General features: G+C 46.2%; 18 protein-coding genes. 5 read left to right on the plus strand and 13 right to left on the minus strand.

Features of this window, described 5'->3' with window-relative positions; all coding sequences use genetic code 11:
• Positions 1-73: 73 nt before the first annotated feature.
• The 6 genes from GFS24_RS01240 to GFS24_RS01265 all read right to left on the minus strand — a co-directional run bounded on the left by GFS24_RS01240 (position 74) and on the right by GFS24_RS01265 (position 9,431).
• A complete protein-coding gene (locus tag GFS24_RS01240) occupies positions 74-1,399 on the minus strand; it encodes a hypothetical protein (protein WP_153657755.1) in 1,326 nt (441 codons plus the stop codon).
• Positions 1,396-3,468: a hypothetical protein gene (locus tag GFS24_RS01245; RefSeq protein WP_153657756.1), complete on the minus strand. Its 2,073-nt coding sequence runs from the start codon at positions 3,466-3,468 to the stop codon at positions 1,396-1,398. Before GFS24_RS01245 ends, GFS24_RS01240 begins: the two co-directional genes overlap by 4 nt.
• Positions 3,469-3,591: 123 nt before the next feature.
• A complete protein-coding gene (locus GFS24_RS01250) occupies positions 3,592-4,461 on the minus strand; it encodes an aldose 1-epimerase family protein (protein WP_153657757.1) in 870 nt (289 codons plus the stop codon).
• Between the two features lie 12 nt (positions 4,462-4,473).
• Positions 4,474-5,631, minus strand: a complete 1,158-nt coding sequence (locus GFS24_RS01255; RefSeq protein WP_153657758.1) for a DUF5009 domain-containing protein — start codon at positions 5,629-5,631, stop codon at positions 4,474-4,476.
• A gap of 66 nt (positions 5,632-5,697) precedes the next feature.
• Positions 5,698-8,550 (minus strand): PVC-type heme-binding CxxCH protein, encoded by a 2,853-nt coding sequence (locus tag GFS24_RS01260; RefSeq protein ID WP_153657759.1) that lies wholly within the window; start codon positions 8,548-8,550, stop codon positions 5,698-5,700.
• A 26-nt stretch (positions 8,551-8,576) separates the two neighbouring features.
• The gene (locus GFS24_RS01265; protein ID WP_153657760.1) at positions 8,577-9,431 is read right to left on the minus strand and encodes a phytanoyl-CoA dioxygenase family protein; all 855 of its coding nucleotides are present in this window, start codon (positions 9,429-9,431) and stop codon (positions 8,577-8,579) included.
• 112 nt (positions 9,432-9,543) lie between these two features.
• Between GFS24_RS01265 and GFS24_RS01270 the strand changes: the two genes are divergently transcribed.
• A complete protein-coding gene (locus tag GFS24_RS01270) occupies positions 9,544-10,389 on the plus strand; it encodes an AraC family transcriptional regulator (RefSeq protein WP_153657761.1) in 846 nt (281 codons plus the stop codon).
• A gap of 1 nt (position 10,390) precedes the next feature.
• Here the strand turns inward: GFS24_RS01270 and map are convergent, their stop codons facing one another.
• Positions 10,391-11,155, minus strand: coding sequence for a type I methionyl aminopeptidase (gene map, locus GFS24_RS01275; protein WP_153657762.1), 765 nt, complete (start codon positions 11,153-11,155; stop codon positions 10,391-10,393).
• Between the two features lie 102 nt (positions 11,156-11,257).
• Here map and pepE point away from each other — a divergent pair, with 102 nt between their 5' ends.
• Together pepE and GFS24_RS01285 are read left to right on the plus strand one after the other, a co-directional pair.
• A complete protein-coding gene (gene pepE, locus GFS24_RS01280; RefSeq protein WP_216647337.1) occupies positions 11,258-11,962 on the plus strand; it encodes a dipeptidase PepE in 705 nt (234 codons plus the stop codon).
• 9 nt (positions 11,963-11,971) lie between these two features.
• Positions 11,972-13,249 (plus strand): erythromycin esterase family protein, encoded by a 1,278-nt coding sequence (locus GFS24_RS01285; protein WP_153657763.1) that lies wholly within the window; start codon positions 11,972-11,974, stop codon positions 13,247-13,249.
• Between the two features lie 3 nt (positions 13,250-13,252).
• Here the strand turns inward: GFS24_RS01285 and GFS24_RS01290 are convergent, their stop codons facing one another.
• From GFS24_RS01290 to GFS24_RS01305, 4 genes are read right to left on the minus strand one after another with little or no spacing between them, the layout of a single operon-like run.
• The gene (locus GFS24_RS01290) at positions 13,253-16,006 is read right to left on the minus strand and encodes a PKD domain-containing protein (protein WP_173002929.1); all 2,754 of its coding nucleotides are present in this window, start codon (positions 16,004-16,006) and stop codon (positions 13,253-13,255) included.
• On the minus strand, positions 16,006-16,956 hold the full coding sequence (locus GFS24_RS01295; protein WP_153657765.1) for a MoxR family ATPase: 951 nt from the start codon (positions 16,954-16,956) through the stop codon (positions 16,006-16,008). The genes GFS24_RS01290 and GFS24_RS01295 overlap by 1 nt, the downstream gene beginning before the upstream one ends.
• Positions 16,957-16,962: 6 nt before the next feature.
• A complete protein-coding gene (locus GFS24_RS01300; RefSeq protein ID WP_153657766.1) occupies positions 16,963-18,495 on the minus strand; it encodes a trypsin-like peptidase domain-containing protein in 1,533 nt (510 codons plus the stop codon).
• A 23-nt stretch (positions 18,496-18,518) separates the two neighbouring features.
• On the minus strand, positions 18,519-18,851 hold the full coding sequence (locus tag GFS24_RS01305) for a CU044_2847 family protein (protein ID WP_153657767.1): 333 nt from the start codon (positions 18,849-18,851) through the stop codon (positions 18,519-18,521).
• 121 nt (positions 18,852-18,972) lie between these two features.
• Here GFS24_RS01305 and GFS24_RS01310 point away from each other — a divergent pair, with 121 nt between their 5' ends.
• Positions 18,973-20,715: a penicillin-binding protein 2 gene (locus GFS24_RS01310; protein WP_153657768.1), complete on the plus strand. Its 1,743-nt coding sequence runs from the start codon at positions 18,973-18,975 to the stop codon at positions 20,713-20,715.
• Positions 20,716-20,760: 45 nt separating this feature from the next.
• Here GFS24_RS01310 and GFS24_RS29395 read toward each other — a convergent pair whose 3' ends face one another.
• On the minus strand, positions 20,761-21,303 hold the full coding sequence (locus GFS24_RS29395; protein WP_371730689.1) for a KilA-N domain-containing protein: 543 nt from the start codon (positions 21,301-21,303) through the stop codon (positions 20,761-20,763).
• A 402-nt stretch (positions 21,304-21,705) separates the two neighbouring features.
• Here GFS24_RS29395 and GFS24_RS01320 point away from each other — a divergent pair, with 402 nt between their 5' ends.
• Positions 21,706-24,723 (plus strand): sensor histidine kinase, encoded by a 3,018-nt coding sequence (locus GFS24_RS01320; protein WP_153657769.1) that lies wholly within the window; start codon positions 21,706-21,708, stop codon positions 24,721-24,723.
• Here the strand turns inward: GFS24_RS01320 and GFS24_RS01325 are convergent.
• Entirely contained in the window at positions 24,720-25,358 is a 639-nt protein-coding gene (locus GFS24_RS01325; RefSeq protein WP_153657770.1) for a response regulator transcription factor, read from the minus strand. The genes GFS24_RS01320 and GFS24_RS01325 overlap by 4 nt on opposite strands.
• Positions 25,359-25,393: the final 35 nt, after the last annotated feature.

The following is a 25,393-nucleotide window of genomic DNA, read 5'->3' on the forward strand; positions in this document are numbered from 1 at the left end:
GAAAAGAAATTCAAGCGCCCATCCCGAAAGATGAGCGCTTTTTTAATCAACCAGAAATCCGAATCATAAAAAACTAGTTCTGCGATAAGGTTACCGTATAAATAACATTACTTGAATTCGTAGGATTAAACCCATTGCTTTGCGGAGCCGTAGCTTCAATTCCTCCGTACATCCAGCCAATCATGGAGCTTCCGTTGGGCAGCTTTGCATAATCTATCACACCATTGATGCCCAAATAAAGCGGTGTCATAGGGCTGGGAACAAACACCGCGTTAGCACCAATATATCCCGGCAGTTTCACCTTTGCCTGCGGATATTCCGTCACTCCTTTTGACGTATATACAATTGTGGATGCATGATTGAACCAGGGCATAAAATTGCCGGCATTACTGGGGATGGTATCTCCATCTTCCCCAAAATAATAATCCGTGATGCCACCGATCATCGTAACGTATGATTGCTGGTTACGGGTATTGTATAAAGAAATAGAAGCACAATCATACAGGCAGAATTTCTGTGCAAAGTTTACATCCACCGTAACAGCACCCATGTAAGAGATATAGGCAGGATTGGGAAAAGGCCCGCCACGACTGGTGAACACACCACCTAATACCGCAAAACCCTGTGACCCCTGCGGCGTTACATAAGGCACACCGTTAAAATCCCTGCGGTGAAACTGTGGCAGGTCCTGGTATTTTAAAGGGCTGGTGATCGTTGTGTAATTACTGACAGAAGGCACACCATTCACATTACTGATCTGAAAACGCGCTACCTGTTCCGTGTATTTACCATCCACTCCCGGTTTGTATTTGCCATTATAATTCTGCCCAAAAGCGAGGTAAAAGAACCCGTTCAGTTTAGTGAGTGTACCGCCGGTCACTTTCATCCTGTTATCCGAGATGGAATTGATGAAGGGCGTAAGATTGGTGCTGCCTGATCTGATCGCATTGATGAGCCCCGGTACATTGATGGCGGTGAGATTGGGAAAGGTCTGGTAACATCCGGGGGTATCTGAAGGGCAGCCATTACCATATCCGCCAATGCAATACAACATGCTGCCATCCTGGTAGTAAGGCATATTGGTAGAACGCAGCTGGTATAAAAACTTTGCGGGGATGGGGGCACTCCATACGTTATTACTATTGGGATCTACTACATAGATATTTTGATTATCGAAGGAAGAAGGGAAGGTGCTGCTGCTGCCTCCCGTACCATGAAAACCATTGGTGCGGCCACCGATCAATAACCAGTAATTACCGGAAGTGCCAATGCAGAATGACTGCAAGGCGGGCGCTTTCGTATTGACCGATGAAGGGGTAAGTGTTATCGTATAAGGCTGTGCGGCCAGGTGAAGGCAGCAAAAAAGTATAACAGCCAGGAGGAAAGAATGTTTTTTCATGGATGTGCAATTTTGGCGGATGAGGGTTTACGGTTGATGATCTTCAGGCACCAGGCGGTAAGTAATTGCCTGCGGGAATCAGAAAGGTCCCGGGTGCGGGGCATGGCAATGGAAGTAGGCCATGCGGGCAGGCTGATGCGGTTCATCAGTTCACGGGCCATCGTAGCATCTTCCCACATCAGTGGATCATTGAGCTTCACTACTTTGCTCATGGCAGGATATAAGAGATAATAGTTGCGCAATACCTGGTCATAGATCACCTGGAAAGTGAGTGAATCATTGCCTTCAGGGATCTTTGCTTTCGGGTCTTTATAGTATTGCGAATAGTTGATGTCATTGGGCAGGATGCGCAGGTTGAGGATAGAGCCGGTGAGCGGATCAAAGTTGCCGTATTCCAACGGAGGCATCACTTCTGCAGGTGTGCAGGTAATCAGGATATTTCCGGAGGAACTTACAGGCACGGCAACGGGATTACCCAGCACATAATTGGCCTGTAAAAGTGTACGCGGACCGGGCGCCTGGTTGGGCGTGGTATCGTAGTAATAGAGACTGAACTTTTGCGGATCGCCGGATGGTACCTGTTTCCCATTGCGGTAGGCGATGAAGGAAACGGAAGTAGTGACTGCGCTGTCGTCCCGGAAGTTGGCACTGGTAGAGCCGGGTACAGGGTTTTGTTCCCCGTATGCGCCGGACCTTTCAGAGAAAATAAGGTAAGGCGTTTCTTCCAGGATATTTTGTTTTACGCTTGTACCCTGGCAATTCACAAAGAGCTGGCCTTCTGCTACCATATTCAACAGGGCAGCGTTGATCGGAAAATCAAAGATCCATCCGTTCGCATCATTCTTCAGCATATCCTTGTAATCGATCGTACCTATCTGCACGATAGCAGGATGACCATCTTTGGGTTTAATGCTGAGCGTGAGATTGCCGATATCATATTTCGGATCATTGCCCGTGATCATCGGATCGTATTTATTGGGGCCATCTGTGCCCTTGTAGTTGTCTGGGAAAGTAGGGGAGCAGTCTATGGATAATACCTTTCTTGTTAGATCCAGATTAGCTATTACAGGTGCTACCCGCATAGGAGCACCCGGTTTGCCGTTGCCTTTAAAATCAGGCGGGGCCGGGAATGCCAGGGGATTCAAGAGCCTGCCCGTTGTCTGGCTGATGGCATCTCCTTCATACCATGGTGCAATGGTGCCCTGCAGTTCGAGGAAATCTGCATTTGTTCCCCCGGTGCTGTATAACGTGATCATTTGCTGGATCCATGCGGCAGCTGTGTATTTGAAGTAATTGATCACCTGTAAGGGCCGGTATAATGTATACCGGCATACGATACCTGCTAGTGCTTTGCCGGTTGAAGGGGATTTTAAAGGCAATCCCTGCAGGATGGCCTGGCCTTGCAGCTCAGACAGCGGAACTACGCACTGGAAGCTGGCAGCAGCGCCATTAGGTCCCGTGAGATTGGCATTCCGCTGAAAGTTGATCCAGCGTGTCATGGCCTTGGTAGGTTTGCCGTTGAAGACCACCTGCGTATCCGTCATCATCGCCAGGTTGTCTGTAAATACCTGTGAGTTGGTAGGGTCTTCCGGGTTGATGTCTATCAGCATGGCGGTGCTTCTGCCATTGCTGCCGGGCCTGTTATTGAACGATAGGGTGGATGCCCGCATAAGCGCTGCCAGATCTGGCTTAACGTTCTGGTAGGGATCATTCATACCAACAAGTTTTACATTGATCATGGTAAGGCCCATATCTCCGTAATAATTCCATTCGCCGGGGATCACGTTCTTGTTGGTCGGCTCTCCTTCATAACGGGAAAAGAATTTCGCCACCTTAGTGGGAGGCGCATAAACAGGTATGGAAGATTGTACCCATTTCACCCATTGATCATCCGTCATGCCATACGTAACAGGCTGCACATTTTTAGAGTCAGCCAGGCGGACGGGCTGGCCGGGATAGAAGTTGCCTTTAGGGAATTGATAACCGGAATAATCATCATTATTCGCCGTACCAACATTGACCTGTATCAATCCTTTAACATTGAATCTGGGGAAATCGAAGATTGCCATCGGTGGGTTGGGTTTTTCAGATTAACAAAATTACTGACCGATGCAAATGTAAGATTCCTGTGATCCGGTGATGTTAATGAATGGTGTAACGCATAGGCGCAAACGAGTTTGAATATGTTAATTTTAGAAGAACACGGCAGACCATTGCGACTGGAAGATCTGTTCCGGTAAAAGGGTTAGGATTCCTTCCTTTTCTTCCAGTTTCCCACTGGTGTTTTCATGGTCTGAAATACCGTACCATGGCTCAATGCAAACAAAGTCTGCATCTTTCGCGTTCCAGATGCCCATGTAAGGGAAACCGGGGAAATGTACGGTTAAGCCATGCGGTGTTTTATCACTCCTGATAGAGATGGCAGTAGAAGCCAGGTGTTTGAACACAAGGGCATCTTTATAGAACAGGGATTTGCGCAGCGGCAATTCCGTAGTATGATCTAAATAAGGGTTGGGCTGGGGGATCACTAAGCCCTCAGGTGTAAGTGGCCAGAGACCTGCTGTTTCCGGGTCAGAAAAATGCAGGCTGTAATCTTCGAATGTGGTGCCGTTCGCCAGCGGTACTTTAAAAGCCGGATGGGCACCAATGGAAAAGTACATCGCTTCATCTCCCATGTTCTGCACTTCATATCCTACCATTAGTGTAGCATCCTGGATGCTGTAGCGGATATTCAGACTGAAAGGGAAAGGATATTTCAGCAGGGTAAGATCGTTATCCTGGATGTTGAAGGTAATACTGGTGGCAGTATGTTCTGTTACTTCAAACTCCATCTCCCGTGCAAAGCCATGCCGCCCTAACTGGTAGGACTGGCCTTTGTACTGATAGGTGTTTTCTTTCAACGCACCTACGATAGGGAAGAGCACAGGGCTCTTCTTTCCCCAGAAAACGGGATCGCCGCTCCAGAGGTATTCCAGCTGATTGTCTTTCCGGATGATGCTTTGCAGTTCTGCTCCTGCAGTACTGATCTTTACCTGTAAATATTCGTTTGCTATTTCCAACATAGTATCACAAAGTTACAGTTTCAAACGGATTCCACCTTTACTGATCCATCCGGCAATCTGGATCATGAGGAAAGAAAATACCAGCGACTTCACAATGCCGATAGCGCCGCCGGAAACCATATCCGGGAAGCTCAAATGAGCGAGGGACATGAGGGCATATACGAAATAGGGAATGAGATAGCAGAGTAAGGTATCTGTACCGGCGGCTTTGATGCCGGTAAACCAGGATGCTTTCTGTTGCAGGTCTGCCAGCCAGTAGGTGAAGATAAATACGCCAATGGTGATAGCGCTGCAGATCAACACCCAGCTGGGTGTTGCCATGATCTTGGAGATGCTCCAGATAGGCCGTGTTAAAAATCCTGCGGTGAGTAATACCACGCCTAATGCGGCGAGTACACCTATTACCGATTGCCATTTACCGGCAGTGCTGTAGTGGCGGAAGATCTGTGAAACGATCACGCCTCCTAATACCAGCGCAGGCATTGCGCCGTCTGCAATGTATCCGAATACCCCCGGAGCCGCATCTCCATGTACCATCATACTGTATCCAAGGCATAACGCCCACGCCACTACGTTCACGATGAAGTTGCCTTTGCCCAGTACATATACCATGGCACTTACCAGGTAAGCCCAGCCTATCAATCCCAGTATGCCCCACCAGTAGGTAGTGAATCGTCCTTCGTCACCTCTGCAGATCCAGGCCATCATGAGGAGGGTAATAATGCCCACGCCTTTGATCACATATTGTGCGGTCTTAGGGAATTTTTTAGGGTATTGATTCCAGATGAAAATGAAGCAGATGCAGCAGATGATGTTCCATACGCCGCGGGGCATGCCGGTGGCTGCTGCGTTCAGGTTTTCTCCGTTTACGAAGAAGAGGCCCATGACCAGCAGGGCGATGGAGCGTTCTGCTACGTGGCGTATCAGTTGCCAGGTGGTGTCGCCTTTTTTGATGCGGTTGCTGATGGCGTAGGGGATGCTCATGCCTACGATGAAAAGGAATGCCGGGAACACGGTGTCCGCAAGGCCCATACCGTTATCCTTTGCTGCAGTGTGTTCCAGCCATGTGGGAATATCGTGGAGGGACCAGAGGTCGTTCACAAAGATCATGAGGAACATGGTGAGGGCGCGGGTGATGTCGATAGCAGCAATGCGTTGTGTTGCGGTCATTAGTTAGGGATTTCGTTTGCTGATCAAGATAGGGAAAATATTATAATTTTTTTTCACCACCACTAATCAACGGCTCTTCAAATACCCCACCACATCACTTATTTCCTTTTCTGTAAGATTATTACTGGCAGGATCAGGCATCAGGCTTTTATCCTGCTTTTTCCGGGAACTGATGTTCTTTTTATCTACTACATGCTTCTGCCCGCTAACATCTTTAATAACAATTGATCGCTTGTTTTCAGAGAGCAGGAAACCGAAAACGGTGGCGCCATCGTTGGTATTTACCAGCCAGGACTCATAACCGAATACAATCCCCGCACTGGGGTTCACGATAGCATCCAGCAGTGCAGCATTTTCGAATTTCTTCCCGATACCTGTGAGATCAGGCCCGATGCTGTTGCCCTTATCGCCCAGTTTATGGCAGCTGCTGCAGCGGGTAGTAAACACTGTTTTACCATTCGGAACATCCGCTTTAAGCAGCAGCATATCCGGTATGGAATAAGACTTGTCGGACCCGGGATGTTTAAAGTATTTGCCTGCCTGCATCCGGATGGTAGGATCAGTATTAAGGAATATTTTTTCTTCTATGATCGGTAAGAGGTCTTCGGGCAGGGTTTTTTCTTCCGCCATGCCGATGAGCAACTGGCCTCCCACCGTATCCAATGCCATTTGCTGTGCACGGAACCTTCTTTCGTCGAGCGGCTGGCGCTTGTCCAGGATCGTTTGTTTTTTCAATTTCATCTTTGCCAGTTTGCGCTCATAGTAAGGGTTCATATCAAGCGCCTTCCAATCAAGCAGGTCTACCCAATCGTTGCTCTGCCGGAAAGCCAGCCAGTAAGTGGCTGCCTCTGATATATCCGGCATGTTCTTTTTTGAAAGTGCCAGCATAGCCTCTGCTGCCGGTTTTGTGTTCACAAAGCCCAGTGCGGTTAATGCTGCCAGCCTGTCCTGCACAGTCAATGTTGTATCACCTGCTCTCGAGGCTAAAGCAGGTATAGCTTCGGGAGGATGCAACCGCCATGCAAGCGAGACCATTTTGCGGTTCCACTGAGCAGGAGCTTTTCCTTCTCCGAATATTTTTACGATCTCCGGGTAGATATCTGATTCATGCCCCTGCAAACTACTGCCCAGGGCTTCCAGGTACCAGCGGTCTTCACCGTCGTATTGTTTGATCAGTTCCAGGAGTAATGGTTTCTTTTTTTCGTATGTCCAGTCCCGTAGGGAGATGATCACTTCCCTTCTTACAAATGCGGAAGTATCTTTTATCATTGCCTGTGCATAGGGCAACATATCACGGCCTGTTTGGCGAAGCGCACGATAAGCCGTAGCCCTCAACTGAACATCCGGGTTTTTTAATACTTCGTCAACTGCTCCCAGTTGTGCCAGCAGCCATACTGCCCTTGCCCTGATATAGGGATTGTCGTCTTTCAATAGTGGCTGCACCAGCGGTATAGATGTTTCTCCTTTCTCGCGCAGGCGCGTAAACCCCTGGTTCCGCACATTAATGGCTGGGCTCTTCAAAGCAGCTATCTGACCTTCGGTGGTATTAATATCAATTTTAGGCGCAGTAAGTTTTTTGTTTTTGGGCACTATGCGGTAGATCCTTCCATATCCTACACTGTCATCCATTCGATGGGCGCCTACTACGGGATCATACCAATCCGCAATATAGATCGCACCATCTGTACCGATGGTCACATCACTCGGCCGGAACCAGCTTTCTTTTTTCTTGTTATTGGCAGTATCATGCCAAACATAATTGCCGTTGGAATTCAACACGGAGCTGATCAGATCTTCTCTTTTTCCCATGTCGTAGCCAGACTGATGGAGAGCAGGATGATAACCGAAGATCACATTCCTTCCGGCATCGGCGCTCAACAGCATCCCTAAGTAATCACTGCCTAACGCATCACTTTCATTCACAACAATACCTGTGGGTGCTCCTGAACCGGACCGGTCGCCTGCCGGCATCACTCCCGGATCTTCCTGGTGCCAGTGTGCGGTGAACGCTTCCTGCCCGAGGCGGTGATCTCCCTGCCAGGTACGGGTACCATCTGTACTGAAATAACCGGCATTACCGCCTTCCATGAGCCAGGTGGTCCTGCAGGCAATCACTTCATCATCGTTATCGTTCTGCCAGAGGTTGCCATAGGAATCAGGGATCACTTCGTAAGAATTCCTGAAGTTATGTCCTACTACTTTGAGGCCCTTTCCATCCGGTTGTACACGCAAGGCAAGTCCGCCTACCCAAACACAGCTGTCGTCACTTTTCATGTTGCCGTTGTTCTTCGTATTATAAGGTGAACCGCCGGTATAGATGCTGCCGGACCGCAGGGTCCATCCGCTTTTATCCGTTACAACATGTGGGCCTGCATTACCCACATTGAAATACCAGTTGCCATCCGGACCTGCATATACTGTATGTAATGAATGGTCATGATCGAGGCCGCCGAAACCGGTCAGGAAGATCTCCTTTTTATCCGGCTGGTCGTCCCCGTTTTCATCTGTGTACACAATGATATTGGGAGAGCAGGACACTATAATTTTATTCCCGATCACCGCAATGCCAACGGGCGCAATCAGGTCCTTGTCCTGCACAAAAACTTTGGAAGTGTCTGCACGGCCATCGCCATCCCTGTCTTCGAGGATCATTACGCGGTCTCCCTTTGCATGATACAGATGGGTGGCAGAATCGTTTCTGAAGTTGCGGTAATCCACTGCTTCCGTGATCCATATCCTGCCTTTAATATCTACATCCATATTGGTGGGATTGTAGAACAGGGGAGATTCCGCCCATAGCGTTACTTCAAGGTCACTCGGAAGATATAGGTCAAGGCTTTTTACGATTTCTTTTTTTTCGTTCCTGCAGGCAAGGGCAAAGAGGAAGAGTGCAGGCAGTATTTTATACCCGATTTTCATAGCGTGGTTCATTAGCTGTTTTGTGATTATTTCCCATCCACCTCTTTTTCCCAACCGGTATCTTTCAATGCCGGATCATTTTCTTTTTTCAGGAAGTCCGCTTCAGACAAAGAAGCTGCTTTCCATTGCAGGATGGCCTCGTTGGGCACCACCTGCACCGGTTCTTTCCATGAAGTGGATGTTTCATTATAGGCAAGGTTAGATTGCGAAGAATAGCAGGAAATAACAGACCAGCGGGGATGATCTGACAGGTTGGCTTCGGAGCGGTGCAGGATATTGCTGTGAAAGAAAAGCGCATCGCCGGGGGCCAGTTCTACATACACCAGTTCCATTGTTTTCAGCGCATTGTTCACCATCACCATATCCGCGCCCACCTGTTCACCGGCAAAGCCATGATTCACGCGGCCCAGCTTATGCGATCCTTTGATGACCTGTAAACAACCATTCTCTTTATTGGCCGCCGTTAATGCCACCATCACGGATGTAAGCTGGTCCGGGAACATAAACTGGTTTTTGTACCAATAGCCGTAATCCTGGTGCCACTCCCAGGCGCCGCCTACCTTTGGTTCCTTTTGCATGAGCTTGGAGTGGAAGTGGCAAACGGCAGAATCGCTATCCAGCAGCTGAGCTGTTCTGCTCACCACTTTTTCACTGCGGGTTAAATAGCCGAACACATCATTGCCGGGTGTGAACCAAAGGGAAAGTTTTGTTTTCTTCCCGGTCTGGTCGTTCAGGTCCAGCGCATTTTTTCGCATGGCGTCATCTTCCAGGGCCGTTTTATACAGCAGTGCAATTTCAGGTTGGGAAACAAGATCTTTTACGATGATGTACCCATCGCGCTGGTATTGTGTTATTTGTGCAGGGGTGAATAATGCTTCCATAACAACAAATTAGGGATTAAAGCACCGTAGGTTTACAACTATCTGACCTAAATAAACAACTTTTTTGACATTATTCTGCCCCAAGACCGCAGTTTTTAGTATTTTAATTACCATGAAGTCGCTCATTCAAAAACTGCCACTTTCTGAACAATCCTCTTTTGTAGCAGACCGTTACATCACGCCTTATTTTGAAACGCCCTGGCATTATCACCCGGAATATGAACTGGTGCTGATCATCCAGGGAAAAGGCCGGCGTTTTGTAGGTGATCATGTATCTGACTACAGTGAAGGGGAACTAGACCTTTTAGGTCCGAGCCTGCCGCACTGGTACCGGAAAGACGAAGGGGAAAAAGAGGGCGGCTCACTGGTGATCCACTTCCGGGAAGAGTTTTTGGGGAAAGACTTTCTGCAGATACCCGAGATGCAAAAGATCCTGTTGCTGTTCGAGAAATCGAAGACTGGTATGCACTTCGGCGCAGTAACGGCTGGCAGTGTTGCCCGAAAGATGGAGGCGTTGCTTTCCTGTACGGGTATGGACAGGCTGATGTGCCTGTTGTCTGTTTTGAAAGAATTAGCAGCGTCTACGGAATACACCATGCTTTCGAGCCCCGAGGTGATCGGGAGGAGTAACCGGGAAAACGACCGCCTGCAAAAGATCTTCGATTACGTACTGGCAAATTTTTCGCAGGACATCCAGTTGTCCGAAGTAGCGCGCATTGCCATGATGAGTCCTTCCAGTTTTTCCAGGTACTTTAAAAACCGGACCAAGAAAAACTTCTCCCACTTTGTGAACCAGATAAGGGTGGGGCATGCCTGCCGGCAGCTGATGAAAGACAATTTCAGTATCGGTTATGTTTGCCAGGAAAGCGGCTTCAACAACATGACCAATTTCAATAAGCAATTCAGGAAAGTGGTGAAGCTTTCACCTTCTCAATTCAGACAGAAGCACAGGGTGTGATTTAATTCCAGATCTCGTTATCCTTTGTGAAGATGATGGGTTCTCCGTCTGTTATCATAATGGTGTGTTCATGCTGGGCAACAAAACTTCCATCTTTTGCGGTGAGCGTCCAGCCATCTCCGTTCTCATATGCCCAGGTGGCTTTGGTGGAGATGAATGTTTCAACCGCTACAACGGAGTTCTTTTTAAAACGGGTCTTGTTGTATTTATCGTAGTAGTTGGCAATGGAATGTGGTTCTTCATGCAGGCTCCTGCCAATACCGTGGCCGGTGAGGTTCTTGATCACCCGGTATCCGCGGCGTTTAGCTTCCGTTTCTATCAGCCCGCCAATGTCTGCTATCTTCACACCACCATGTATATTGGCAATGGCGATCTTTAAGATATCCTTAGAGGCATCTACCAGCAGCTGATGCTGATGAATATCCTGTCCTAATACAAAGGAACCACCGTTATCCGCCCAGAAACCTTCCAGTTCTGCAGATACATCCACATTTACGAGGTCTCCTTCCTGCAGGATGGTCCTGCGGGTAGGAATGCCATGTGCAATTTCATTGTTCACACTGATGCATGTCCAGCCGGGGAAGCCATACGTCAGTTTGGGTGCGGATTTGGCGCCAAAACTTTCCAGTGCAGCCCTGCCAAATTCATCCAGTTCAGCAGTGGACATGCCCGGTTGTGCATAGTTCCGCATACTCTTTAAAGTGAGGGCTACTGCTTCACTTGCTTTTTGCATACCTGCCAGTTCTGCCTGTGTTGTAATTGACATGATCTTCTTTTTATAACCTGCAAGATACGAAAAAGAGCTGTTTTAGCCGCCGGATGCTGTGAGATCAGCACTGTGAAAGAGTTTTTTTACATTTGGGGTATTATGATGAACATCGTTTTAGCCAGTACCTCCACATTATCCGGCCAGGATTACCTGGCTTATCTGCAACCGGTTATGAAAGACCTGTTCGCAGGCATCTCTGAAATTATTTTCGTGCCCTATGCAAGGCCCGGCGGAATTTCTCACGACGACTATACGAAAAGAGCAGCCGAAGCGTTTTCTGCTGTGGGCATCCGTGTAAAGGGCTTGCATACGTTCGAAGACCCTGCTACCGCTCTCCGGCATGCAGCAGGTTTTTTCACAGGAGGAGGTAATACCTTCCTGCTGGTGAAACAATTGCATGAGCTGGAACTGATGGATGTATTACGGCATGAAGTAGAGAAAGGAAAACCTTACCTCGGAACCAGCGCGGGCAGTAATATCGGCGGTGTGAACATGCAAACCACCAACGATATGCCCATCGTGTATCCACCAAGTTTTGAAACCATGGAACTCGTGCCTTTCAATCTCAACCCGCATTACATGGATCCTATGCCTGAAATAAAACACATGGGCGAAACGCGGGAAACGAGGATAAAGGAATTTCATACACAGCAGGATGTGCCGGTGATCGGATTGCGGGAAGGGAGCTGGATAGAAGTGAAAGGAACTGAGATCCGTTTGCGCGGGGAGTTGAGTGCGAGGATCTTCAAAGCGGGAAAGGAACCCTACGAACTGCCGGCAGGTGGTAACTTAGCGATCTTGTAATTAGTATATATGTTGAGAATATTTATTGCCCTTACCTTATTAGGTTGCCATGCTTACGGGCAAACTGATATGAAAACCTATGCGGAAAAGAACACCGTTCCTGTTACAACTGTTGATCCTTCCATAACAGACTACAAAGACCTGAAGGTGATAGGCGATGCGATCGGTGACGCACGTATTGTGATGCTGGGAGAACAGGACCATGGCGATGCACCTGCTTTCCTGGCCAAATCAAGGCTGATCAAATACCTGCATGAGCAGAAGGGATTTACCGTACTGGCTTTTGAATCTGATTTTTTTGCTTTGAATGAAGGATGGGATGGCTTAGTTAAAAGCAAAGATTCTATCATCCCGTTCCTGAAAATGAATATGTACCCGATATGGAGTATGTGCACTTCCTGTTCCTCGCTTTTGTATGAGTATGTACCGGCTACTTTTCAAACTCCGCATCCGCTTCAGATAAGTGGTTTTGATAGCCAGGCGCTTTCTACTTATGCTGCAAGAAAAATGCGTGTAAAGCTGGATAGTGTGTTGCGGTTTTATCAATTGCCCATTACCAGGCAACCGGAATACGACAGCACCCTGTTCAAACTCTTTTCACAACTATATCAGTCTACAAGCGGATCAAATAAAGATACCAGCGGGCATGTTAAACGTCATCATTACCTGGTGGAGATCAGGCGGCAGTTACAGGAGAAAGTAACACCCACGGATTTCTGGCTGATGATGATGAATAACCTGATCCGGCAGAATGAACAATATCAGTACATTGCCTCAGATCGTTACAGGGCAATGAATGCAAGGGATGCGCAAATGGCCCGGAACCTTGCCTGGTTAGCGGATGTAAAATACCCCGGTCAAAAGATCATTGTGTGGGCGCATAATTATCATATCTCTAAATATGCGGGGCATTACCCGGAATCCTTCCTCAATAACATCGCCCCGATGGGACATGTATTTACGCAGGAGCTGCAACGGATGAAGGATACCTATATCCTTGGTTTTACTTCCTGGCAGGGAACCGCAGGACGCTTAGGTTTAAAAACCTACAAAGTGCAGGAGCCGGGAAAGAAAACCCTGGAGAGCTGGATCAACCCGGATTATGAACAGGCATTCCTGGATTTTCAGGCGTATAATGAAAGCAGGGGAGAAGAGGTGGAGTCTTTTCTGATGGCAGGGTCTTTAAAAGGAAATATGTTTCATTCCGTGCATAAAGCGATGTGGTCAAAGGTATTTGATGGGGTGTTTTATATTAAGACGATGTATGCCTGTGAGGGGATGAAGTAACGCTTAGTTTCCGGGATGTTGTAATTGTGGTACGCGCGTCAGGCTATCATAGTTCAGCTTTGTTTTAGGATTGGTTACACGGCTTAATTCCCGTAAATAATCCCATGCAAGCGGGTAGAATTCTGTCATGCCCATAAAATAGTAACTACGTGCTTCACCCAGTTCCGCATAAACCCTGATACTGTCTGTTTTATACGGTATTTCACCAATATCTGCAGCGGTTATTTCTTTAAACTGCGTAAGTGCCGCTAAGTAATTCCCCGTGGTGAACAGGTAACGGCCGGTCTTGTATCGCAGTATTTTTTTATTTTGATTGATCAGCCTGCTGGTATCGTTAAAAGTTTTTGCTTTGTCCAGCAAGGTATCTGCATACACTACCCTGTTGGTCAGTAATTCGTTTGGAAGCAACATTGCGTAACATGCTTCGTTGTTATAATATACAAGGCTGTCTACCTCCACACTGGCAGGGAAAGTACGCTTTATCCAATCTGGTGTGGCAGGAAAGTAAGTGTCTGTAGCTGTTAACTGAAGAATGATCACAATGGCAATGGCTGCTGTAAGGCGCGGCATTCTCCTGATAAAAGATGTATTGGCTTTTTTGAGCCGGGCTGCTAATTCACGGGCAGTGAAATTGTCCAGCAGATCATGTTTTTGCAGAAAGCTAAGGGTTTGTGGTTTGTCGTCATTTAGCCATTGGTACAGGATAGTTTCATTGATCTTTTTTTGCAGGTACAGCACAGAGCCTTCTTCTGGTTTTACTTCACTGTACAATGCCATGATCGCTTTCGCTGCTGTGCGGATGATCATTTCTCCTTCTTCTTCCTGCCGGAGTTGTGCCATCATCTCCCCCCGGTGTGCTGCATTCAAGATGCCTGTTTGCATCCATTCCACGGAAGTGAGCAGGAGCAGATTGGAATAAGTTACCAGCGGGCTGTTATTTTGCAGTTCCCACATTCGTTCCAAAGCTTTCCCTATAGCTAATGTAATATTCCAGTCCGGCTGATCTGCCAGGGAAAGCGCATACAGCCACATGAGCAGGCGGCGGTCTGTTGAGAAGAAGCTTTCATACTGGCTGATATCATTCTCCAGCGGAAATGGTGTGTAGGGCAGGTTGTTGTCTTCCCTTGGAAAGATTTGCCGCGAGGAAGTATCCAGCTCCTGCAGGGCCCGTAACAATCCTGCAATACCGGATGGATAAAGTGGTAAGATATTGAAGAGTGCTTTTTCCGGGGAAGACCAGTTGTTGCGCATGACGGGCGTAATAAGTGCCCGCTTTCTCCACATCTGCAGATACCTGGCTGCCGGGGCTTCCTGTTCCATGGCTGCATGGTGTACAGGTGTAAGAAGGCCATAACCAGTACCAAAGATCAGCAGGCTGAAATGACCATACTGCCTGTAAAGTGAGGAGATGGGAAAGGGCTGTTGCATGTCTTTCCTTTCACTGACCAGGAAAGGGTCCTGCCGGTAATAATACCGGTTACAATGGATGCCTCTTTCGCGGATGCAATGCAGCAGCGTATCAAATAAAATGCTTTGCTGGTTTAGCGCGCTGCCCAGATCTATCAGTACAATAAATTCCTGGTAGCTCTTTTGCTTTTTCATTTTAGGAGTGGGAAAACCTCCTTTGCGTATGGTATGGTAAATGGTATTCGGTACATCGATCGTGTTCCGCCGGAATGAATCCCCGGTGGTAAAAACAGTTCTGATAGATTCTTTCACACCGGCAAAAGAAATGTAATGAGACTTGTCTTTAAACGTAAAATTGGTTTTGCCTGTACGCCGTGTATTCAGGTCGAAAGAGCGGGTGATCTTCCGCTGCTGTGCCCGTTTTATAAGTTTTTGGATAACCAGGGCCAGGCAGAGCAAAAGTCCTGTAATGGCTGCTGATAGCAGGATTGCGATTGCCCAGAAAAGTGGGGTACGATCGTAAGCTTCTTCTGCAAGGGTGAGTTGGAGGTCTGGTAACCTGGTGCTGATAATGGCCACCAGGTGGAGTTCCCTGGCAGCTGTTGCTGTTACGCCGTTTTTATCGAAAACTTTCAGCTTTACTGTGTACTGGCCGGTTTGTGTATATATGTGTGTTATCTCATCGGGGGCCATCATGCTGAAAGTGGCTGTACTTCCATCTCCCCAATCCCATACATACCTATCCGTACAATGAAGGGTATCATAGGTTGTATTCGTGAAAGTAACATGAAATTTGTTATCAGTACTGGCTTCAATGTTGTAATGGAAAGATGGCTGAATATTGCAATCCTCTTTTCCCTGCATAACATTTACCGTATCATTGCTCTCCACTGGCGTTGCAGCTGCCATGATCGTACTGTCCGCCTGCTTTTTATCAGGAGTGGCAGGTGCTGTTGTGGTATCCTGTATATAAAGGGCCCCTGCCATTAATACCAGCATGAGCAGGGAATATTTATGTTTTCTAAGGAAGGGGATGAGCCTGTTTTTTCCCTGATGCGTATCTGCATCATCAAACTGTTTGAAATCGGCAATAAGTCCTGGCGTACGTTCTTGCAGGCTTTCTATCACCCGGTAAAAACGTTCCTGTTCTTCCGCATTGGTAACAAAGAGAGGCGCCAGTTTATATTTCATGGCCACCAGTTCTCCAGCATTACGCACGTTATAAAAACGAAGGAGCTTTTCCAGTTTAATGGAAGTGGCAGCATCCATGTGAAAGCCGGCCAGCTCAAGCATACTTCTGAGGTACAGGAGCAGTTCGTGCATTCCTTCTGTTTGCCTCGTGTCTTTCATTAACGCCATTTTTCAATAACCAGTTTCAGGTCTTCCTGGTGTTTTACCACAACGGATAAGATGGGAAGCCATGCAGCTTTGTCTGCAGGATCTATCTGCCGGTACACTATCATCCTGCATAAAGCAATCAGTTCAGCGGTTGACGGGATCTTTTGCCTGCAGATGCTTCTTAGTTCCCGGAAATATTCCAATACAATATCCTCCTTGTTTTGCAGGAGGTGTATTAATGCATGTTTCTCCAGGATCGTTTTTAATAACTGATCGTCCGGGAACCGGATATTAAAATATACACAACGCCGGAGAAAAGCTTCCGGTAAGTCCTTTTCATTATTACTGGTGAGGATGACGAGGATCCGCGCATCATTTTCTTTCTTATAAAAACGATTGCCAGCTTCTTTGATCTGGAAGCTGAAATGCTCCAGCTCATATAACAGGTCATTGGGGAAATCCCGGGAAGCTTTATCTATTTCATCTATCAGCACCACAGAATTAACAGGCGCATTGGCGGGTGGAAGATTCCTTGCAGGGACCGCATCGGGATACTGCGCGCTCATGCCGGCAACAATAGCGCTGCCCAATGCATTTAGTTCAATGTAATCACTGATCCCTGGGTTTTTTTCTTTCCTGATATTCACATCATAAAAATGCGTCATGGCGTCGTAGGAATAGAAAAGGTCTGTGAATACGCTGGTGCTTTTAGTATTGAAACGATAAGGTGTTTTATGGAAAGCGCCATTACTGATAGCATGCAGGTCCGCCGCCACTTTTTCTGCGAGTGTGGTTTTGCCGGTGCCGGGTTCACCTGTTAATAGTAATGGCTGGTCCAGGGCCAGCGCTACTTCTACGGCATCATTCAATTCAGGAGGGATTTCGTAAACGAAAGGGATATTGGGTTTGCCGTATTGAGCATATTGCGATAACTTATCTGCGGTTATATTTAACTGTTCCATTACTGGTTAGAATTTGTCGAGAATAAAAATAGCTTCTTTATAAAAACTGATGATCTCTACCATGTCATAGTCCTGCTTCACAGGATAATGCTCCCTGATCATATTCCTGCGTTCCGGGTCCCTGCCTTCCACAAGGTCAAGCCATTCCTCCAGGATATCCCGTTCTACATTCTGCAGGGCGGGTAATCCGATGCCTGGAAATGCACGTAGTATGATCTGCTGGCGGGGTATGATATCTGCACCAGGTTTAAAATAGTAAGAAATGAAAAAATGCACGCCCGGATAAGAAGCGGGATGATCTTTTAAAGGTTTCAGAAAACTCCCGAAAAACCAGTCGTAGGCAGCTTCCTGCCTGGGGTCAAAATCAGCGTCTTCTATCCTGCAGTCAAATACAAATTCCAGATCGTCAGAGGCATCCAGCTGGTCCAATACATCCCGTATGGTATAATTTTCCGCATCAATGTGATCCTGTTCTACGATATGGCATGCCCGGAATATATTTCCTATCAGCCGGAAGCTGAACATCCGCACATCTTTATCTTTCGGCATTTTAAAGAACAGCAACCTGCTTTGTTTGCCGGAAGAAGCAATGAATTCATAACGGTATCTGTCAATGAACGCATCCATTTTCTGTCTCTCATTACCGTGCAGGAAAAAACAACGGGGTATTCTTTGTTCCCTGATAGCATTTAGCTGATCTATCCTGTTGCAGAATATTTCCATGCCTGTTTTCCCGCGTTCCTGGATGATCCTGTTTGTCTGTTCCGTTTTCCTGATCCTGGAACGTTGTTGGTCCAGGTCTTTGAAACGCAGCGGAGCATCCGGAAAATATTTATTCCAGAGGCGTTCTATATTGTTGCCATTGATGAGGCGGGCGTCCAGTGCAGTGCCATCACTTTTTTTGTTCAGAAAATCCGCATAACCTGCAATACCTATTATTGATCTCCCCATTCCCAGGTCTACCTTGCAAAGTACGGGGGAGCCACTGCTGCCGGCTTCAAAAAAGAATTTGCGGGGATTGGGATCCGGGTACATGATGGTAGTGCCGGAACGTTTGTCTTCCACACCAAAATGGCCGGATACGGCCTGCATGATATAAGAGAACGGTGGATTATAGGAGAGTCCTTCAAATGTAATGCTGTTCAGATCACCTTTCAGGAACCATAGATCACAACTATGTTTGTGCAGGTTATCGGAGATATGGGAGGCATCCTGGAGTTCCAGTACGGCAAAATCGTTCCGCATAAGCAGGCTGAGGGGATCATGCCCGCTGGTGATTGCCGGTTGTGCTTCCCAACCCCATGCTACTATTTTAGCGGAGAATTTTGTTTCCGCCTGTGTTTCACTTTGCGGGAAAGTGACCGATACTTCTTCCGTTGGCCGTGCCTCAGATTGTAAGGGCCTGCCCAGTGCAGCATTTACTACATGGGCGCAGGTAATGATCCGGGAAGCATCCACACATATACCGCTGCCTACAGGGATTTGATCTTTTTTACAGATCTGCGCGTATAATTCGTAATAAGCGGGCGTTAAGCTCATGATCGTTTATAAAATCTCCTTTTTCACTTGGTGCTCCAGGTCAGCTTCAGGTTGATGGCGCCTTCTCCCTGGCCGCTGATCACCCAGCAATTGACAGCGCCGCTGAGTTTGATCCCAAACTCCAGCTCCACTTCTGCGGGCTTTTCTATTTCCAGGTTGCCGATGCGTTTTACAAAGGTTTTGGCGAAATCGAGGATGGGGTCCAGTGACCGTTCCAGTGAAGTAGTGGCTTTCGTCATTGTTTCACCTGCGTCTGCTGCAATAAATCCCCCTGTACCCGGCTCCAGCCGTACAGAACTTTCAATGTATACTGCTTTGTCTTCTACTTCAAAAAGGAATATCTTATTTTGGGACATATTCTATGTATTGGCTTGGGGGATTGGTTGATACATTTGAAATTAGCTAATAATATTCTAATTTAATGAAATTTCTATAACTTAAAGATACATTCCCTTATTTAACGATCTGCCCCATCTCATGAACGTCAAACAGATTATTTTACGGAGGATCAAAATTGTAAGTGGCTTTTTAATAGTCATTGCATTGCTCATTATTGGGAAAGTGCTGTATATACAACATGCACAGGGGAGGTATTGGCGTAATGTGGGGGATAGCCTGAATTTAAAGTATATGATTTTTGAGGCGCAGCGTGGTACTATCTATAGTGAGGATGGAAAGGTGCTCAGTACAACGTACAAACTTTTTGACATTCGGATGGATTTTGGCGCTGATGGCATGAGAACAAATAATGGCCGCGCCTTTAAGTCAGGAATAGATTCACTGAGTATCCAGCTGGCTGATCTTTTTCAGGACAAATCTGCTGCGGGATACAAACAATTCCTGATGGATGGATATAAGAATAAAGACCGGTATGCACTTTTGCAAAGAAAGATAACAATTGAAGAATACGAGAAACTTAGAACGTTCGCTTTAATAAGAGAGGGCCGGCTTGTAAGCGGCCTTGTTGTTGAGGTTTCTAATTACCGGTTGAATCCTTTTGGCCTGCTGGCAAAAAGAACAATTGGACTGGACCGTGAAAATGCGCAGAAAGTAGGCCTTGAACGTACTTATGACAGTGTACTAACAGGTGAAAACGGAACAGGATTAATGATGATAGACCGGGACGGCAATAAGATCCCTTATAAAGCCGATGATTACGTGAAAGTAAAAAACGGTCATAACCTTATTACCACCCTGGATATATTTATACAGAAGGTTACAGAAGATGCGCTGCTTAAAAGGATGCAGGAAGCAAATGCATACGCTGGTTGCGCGATTATTATGGAAACTGCTACGGGTAAGATAAAAGCGATAGCCAATCTTAGTAAACAAACGGATAGCACTTATATGGAAGACTTTAATTATGCGATATTTATGCATTTCCCGGGTGAGCTATTCCTTGTTGTGGACCTGATGGCTTTGCTGGAAGATAAGCAGGTGAAACGTGAGGCGTCAGGGCTTGGCCGTAGCAGGTCCGCTGGAGGTTCAGCCACTTCCACGTTTGCCTCATTTAAAGCAGCCTTTGAATATGGCGGTGGAGCAATTGCTATAGCCGCTCAAAATTATTATATGTCCAGGAAGGAGGAATTCATGAAACATGTGAGATGGCTAAAGTTGGATAGTCTCACAAATATTGATCTTGTTGGTGAAAGCATTCCGGAAATTCCGATAATCGTTAGCCGGGATTCTCAGCGGGCTCAGGCAGAAGAGATTATGTATAGGGGGGGAGTAAAAATAAGCCCGTTAGGCATATTAACCCTGTATAATGCTATTGCCAATAACGGGAAGATAATGAAACCATATCTTGTGAATGCCATTAAAGATGAAAATACAGTAGTGAAAACATTTTCCCCTACGGTAGTAAATGACAGTATTTGTTCTGCAGGTACATTAAAGATGTTACAGGAATGCCTAAAGGGTGTTTGCAGCAATGGTACTGCTAAACTTTTTTTTGGTAATACACCTTACAAAGTGGCAGGAAAAACAGCTTCAGCGAACTATTATGAATTTCCAGAAGCACCTTATGGTAAGCGGTTCCAATGCTCTTTTGCCGGATACTTTCCGGCAGAAAATCCGCAGTATACCTGTATTGTGGTAATTAAGTCTGTGACGGGTGAGCCCGCCAATAATCTTGCAACAGCAGTGTTCAGGGAAATTACAGATGCTTTGTACAGGGTATCTGGTAGCGGGAAGGGAAAACCTGATTATGATTTTAGGTAGCGATATGCTTTTTCTTATTTGGGCCTTCAATAGCTGAGGGATCAGCTAAATGTTTTCTTTCTGTCCAACTCCCTGTCTGATCCATACGGCATTAAGATTTTCAAGATTTGAAAGAACAATGAGGCGATGCGTATCAGCGGAATCTCTTATCGTATTACACTCAGATGTTTCTTTAATATATTGTTCTCTCCATTGTTTCGCAGTAAGACCAAACAATGCTAAATTTATCAAATCGGCTTCTTCTGCATAAATGTATACATCACTTTTTTGCGGAGTATCCTCCCAGGGGATAAGCTTTTCTTTTATAGCATCCGTATGAATTCTATAATTGGTAGCTGCTAAACTCCTTCTAAAGCTCCATTCCAGGTAATGTGTGTTACTCTCAATTTCCTTCAGCCTTTGGAATTCTTTGATCAGATATAACTTAAATGTCGGGTTTATCCATGAACCAAATTCAAAGGCAATATCTTTATGAGCATATGTCCCACCATAGCGGCCTGCTTTTGCAATTAAACCGATCGCATTAGTTTTGGCTGACCATTCTTTTACACTGATCTTAAATGAATTAAGACCTGCCTGACTTTTAATTACATCGGATTCGGGGGAATTAAAATTTTGATTCTGGGGATGAAATGTTCATCACTGCCGGGAAGCGTGTAGCCTATCAGGTTACCCACCTTACCCCTGAAAGTTATGATCCGCGTTTGTACGGCCATTACATTTATTTTGTACGAAAAATGCAGTGCATTGCATGCGTTTTATTTACAATGATTAAATAATTTTCATATATTAAAACTATTTTGTTAATGGTAAGGAATCCAAATAAAGGTTCATATCTTTGTCTCATTAGATGAGTCTTGATAGTCAATTGACTATCGCTATATATTTATGTATTATAGAATATGTCCTGCGGAAACCCAATAAAATCCAGCCTGCATATTTGTAATGCCATCTATATAGAACGCCCCTGTAACCTTGTTCTATCTAGAAATGAGAAGCTTTGTTTACGTGATTGTTCTGCTCCTGATGAGAGCACCTGCGTTTGCGTTATCTGATGATATGGATACTTTACCGTATATCATTTCTCACTATACAGATGAGAATGGTCTGCCTCAAAATAGTGTAAAGTTCATAGCGCCGGATGATGAAGGATTTCTATGGCTGGCCACGGAAAACGGACTCGTTCGTTTTGAAGGAGACCGGTTCCGTAATTTCAACAGCAGCAGCCGCATCTCTTATATTTACTCCAATGCTGCAAGGAACCAACTTTTTGCAAGAACAGACAGAAGGGAAGCTATCCGGGTAGAGAACGGCCGAACGGTTACGTTTACACGTAATCCCTCCACAGAAGACGATTATGAATTCCTGATGTACAGTGATACGTCTTTCATTTATCCTGTTAGCGGGCTCCCCAATCCTTTTGCAGAAGTGATCAGCCCCAATCATTTCCTGATCCCTGTGGATGCCCAGGAGTACTATATGATCGGTATGGACAGTATCAGGTTTGTCAACAAAAAGCAGGAACAATACCGCTTTAAATTCCCTATATCCAATCCCTGGAAATTCTTCACCATTGGGGACAGTCTTTATCAACTGGCGGACAACGGAGAGATCGTTTTTTTTGATAAAGACAAACCTGTGAACGTGATGGTGAGGGGTGACATCCTGCAACATCCTGCTTATCAAACCGGCAAAGCACATACTCAGTTGTACTGGAACTTTGTGGCGGAACAACTTTTCTTTTACCTGGATCAGCAATGTTACCTCGTCAATGTATTACCGGATGGTGCTTTGGAAACCACCCTGGTAGTAAAGGATTTTGATTTTACACAGCAATCCATCCTTTCTATTTATTATGATAACTTAAATAAGCGGGTATACCTGGGCAGCCGTTCTAAAGGATTGTTTGTTTATACCTGGAAGCAATTTCATCCTTTCAGAACAGGAGAAGGAGAGCGGGATGTGTATTATGCACAGGCGCCATTTGGTGATAACGGCATCGTAACACCGCAGGGAGTTTTATTTGATAAGCAGGGTAAATTTTCCCTGCTGCCCCTGTTCACGCAGGTGGATGAAGGGTATGATCATTACAGCATGCAGGTGGATAAGGCAGGCAACATCTGGTGCAAATTCGGCCATTACCTTTATAAAATAAATGCAGCCTGTACGGAGATACTGTGGTCCAGGGAATTCCATGACGATATCAACCAGCTCTATGCGGATACTACCGGCCGTTTATGGATCGGTGGTGAAAAATCCGGCCTCTATTATCTTTCTACGGAAGATGAAAAACCCGTACCGCTTTTATATACGGCCGCTATAAAGGATGCTTCCTGCATGCAGCTGGAAAACGCGGATACCATGTGGGTAGGGAGCGGCCAGGGGTTGTTCCGCATTCATATCAGCAAACACAAGATAGATACTATCAAAGGCATGGAGCAGGTGTATGTAAGAAGTTTATACATTCCGCACAAGGATGAAGTATGGATCACTACTTATGGGCATGGTTTCTACCTGCACCGGCAAAACAGGATAACTGCCCTGCCGCTGGACAAATTAAAGTACCTGGCCTTTACGCACTGCATTATTGGCGATGCATACGGTTACTTCTGGATCACTACCAATAAAGGACTGTTCAAAGCATCCCGCAAAGACCTGCTGGCTTATGCAGACTGGAAGCAGGACCTCGTATATTATTTCTACTATGGGAAAAACCAGGGTTTTTATACAAATGAATTTAATGGCGGATGCCAGCCCTGCGCTTTAAAACTCTCCAATGGAGATATCTCCCTGCCTTCCCTGGATGGTATTGTGCGTTTCTCTCCCGATGCTTTGAACCGCGACCTGCCGGTAAGGAAGTTATTCCTGGATGAAGTGGAGCTGGACGGACATACTTTACCGGCAACAGATACCATCAACCTGCCTAACAACTTCCTGCAATTCAAACTGCATATCAGCACGCCTTTTTTTGGCGACAACTATAACACACAGATCTTTTATTCTGTAGCAGGAGAAGGAAATGATATATGGTTGCCGGTGGAAAGCAGCCGCATCATTTCGTTCTCTTCCATGCCCTCCGGTACTTATCACCTGCGCATCCGTAAGATCAATGGTTTTGGCGCGAATAACTTTACGGAGCGGTTGATCGTATTCACCGTGGAGCTGGCCTGGTTTGAAACACTCTGGTTCCGGTTACTGATGATAGGGCTGTTGGCTTTGTCTATTGTGGCCTACCTGCGTTGGCGCATCACCCGCATCCAATACAAAAATCATTTGCTGGAAACACATGTGTCTGACAGAACAAGGGAACTAAAGCAGGCATTGGATTACCTGCAGGCTTCAGAAAATAAATTGCGCAAACAGACATTGATGCAGCAACGGCTGATAGCGGCTATCACACATGATATCAAAACGCCCATGAAGTTCCTCATGCTGTTATCAAACAACAGGAACACCGGCGATAAAAGTGCGAAAGCGGTATATGATGCGTTGTACAAGATGTATCACCTGGTGGAGAACCTCATTCAATATATGAAAACGCATATTAAAGGCGAAGGGGTTGTTTTAGAAGCAGTATGCCTGCATGATCTGCTGGAAGAGAAAGCCGGCATCTTCCGACCTATTGCCGCTGCAAGGGAAGTGGAGATCTTTAATAATACGGAAGCCGGTACCAAAGTATTGGTGAACCGCCAGCTGCTGGCAGTAGTGATGCATAACCTGCTGGATAACGCGGTAAAGTATACCACGCAGGGTTCTATCACTATTGAAGCCGTTCACCTGGCTAATGAAGTGCGCATTCATTTTAAAGATACAGGCATTGGCATGCAGCCTGTGCTGGCGGACTGGGTGAATCAATATAATGCTACGGACACGCAGGTGCATAATGGCATCGGCCTGCTGATAGTGATAGAACTCCTGCTGCTGATCAATGGTAAATTGAAAGTAACGCCCAATACAGATGCGGGAACAACCGTTTCAGTGATACTGGATGTAAATAATAACAACTAAAGCGGCGTACTGTACATCTTTACTTTTTCCAGTAATTCTACAATGTTGGAAATGCCCAGTTTTTCAAATACCCGCGTTTTGTAAGTGCTTACCGTAGTTACCTGCAGGTGCAGCATCTCTGCTATCTTTGCAACAGGAATACCTTTGGTAAGCAGGTTCATCACTTCTATCTCACGGCCGGATAAGTTGGCCAGTGGATTTTGCACTGGTTCCCGGTGTGTGTTGAGCATGTTCAGCATCTGTTCCCGTGTAGCGGCGCTCATGTATTTCTGGTGATTCAATACAGTAAGTATCGCATTCCTGATCTCATCTTCCGGGGAATATTTTACCAGGTAGCCATCTGCACCTGCCTGCATATAATTGATAGCAAACAGCTGTTCATCATATCCTGAAAAGATAAGGATTTTGATCTTGGGCTGCCGGAGTTTAACCGCATCTATCATCTGAAGACTGTTGCCGCCGGGAATATTAATGTCCAGGATGAGAAGGTCAAAAGGCTGTTGATCCAGCATCGTAATGACCTGGTCAAAGGTTTCTGCTTCCTTGATGGAAGTAGGCAATGTAAGAGTAGATATAATGTGCGTAACGCCCAACCTTACAATGGTATGGTCATCCGCAACCAGGATAGTTTTCATTTTTACATAGGTTATGTTGTCCGCCTTGCATCAGG

It is taken from the genome of Chitinophaga sp. SYP-B3965, assembly GCF_009647655.1.
GTDB lineage: Bacteria > Bacteroidota > Bacteroidia > Chitinophagales > Chitinophagaceae > Chitinophaga.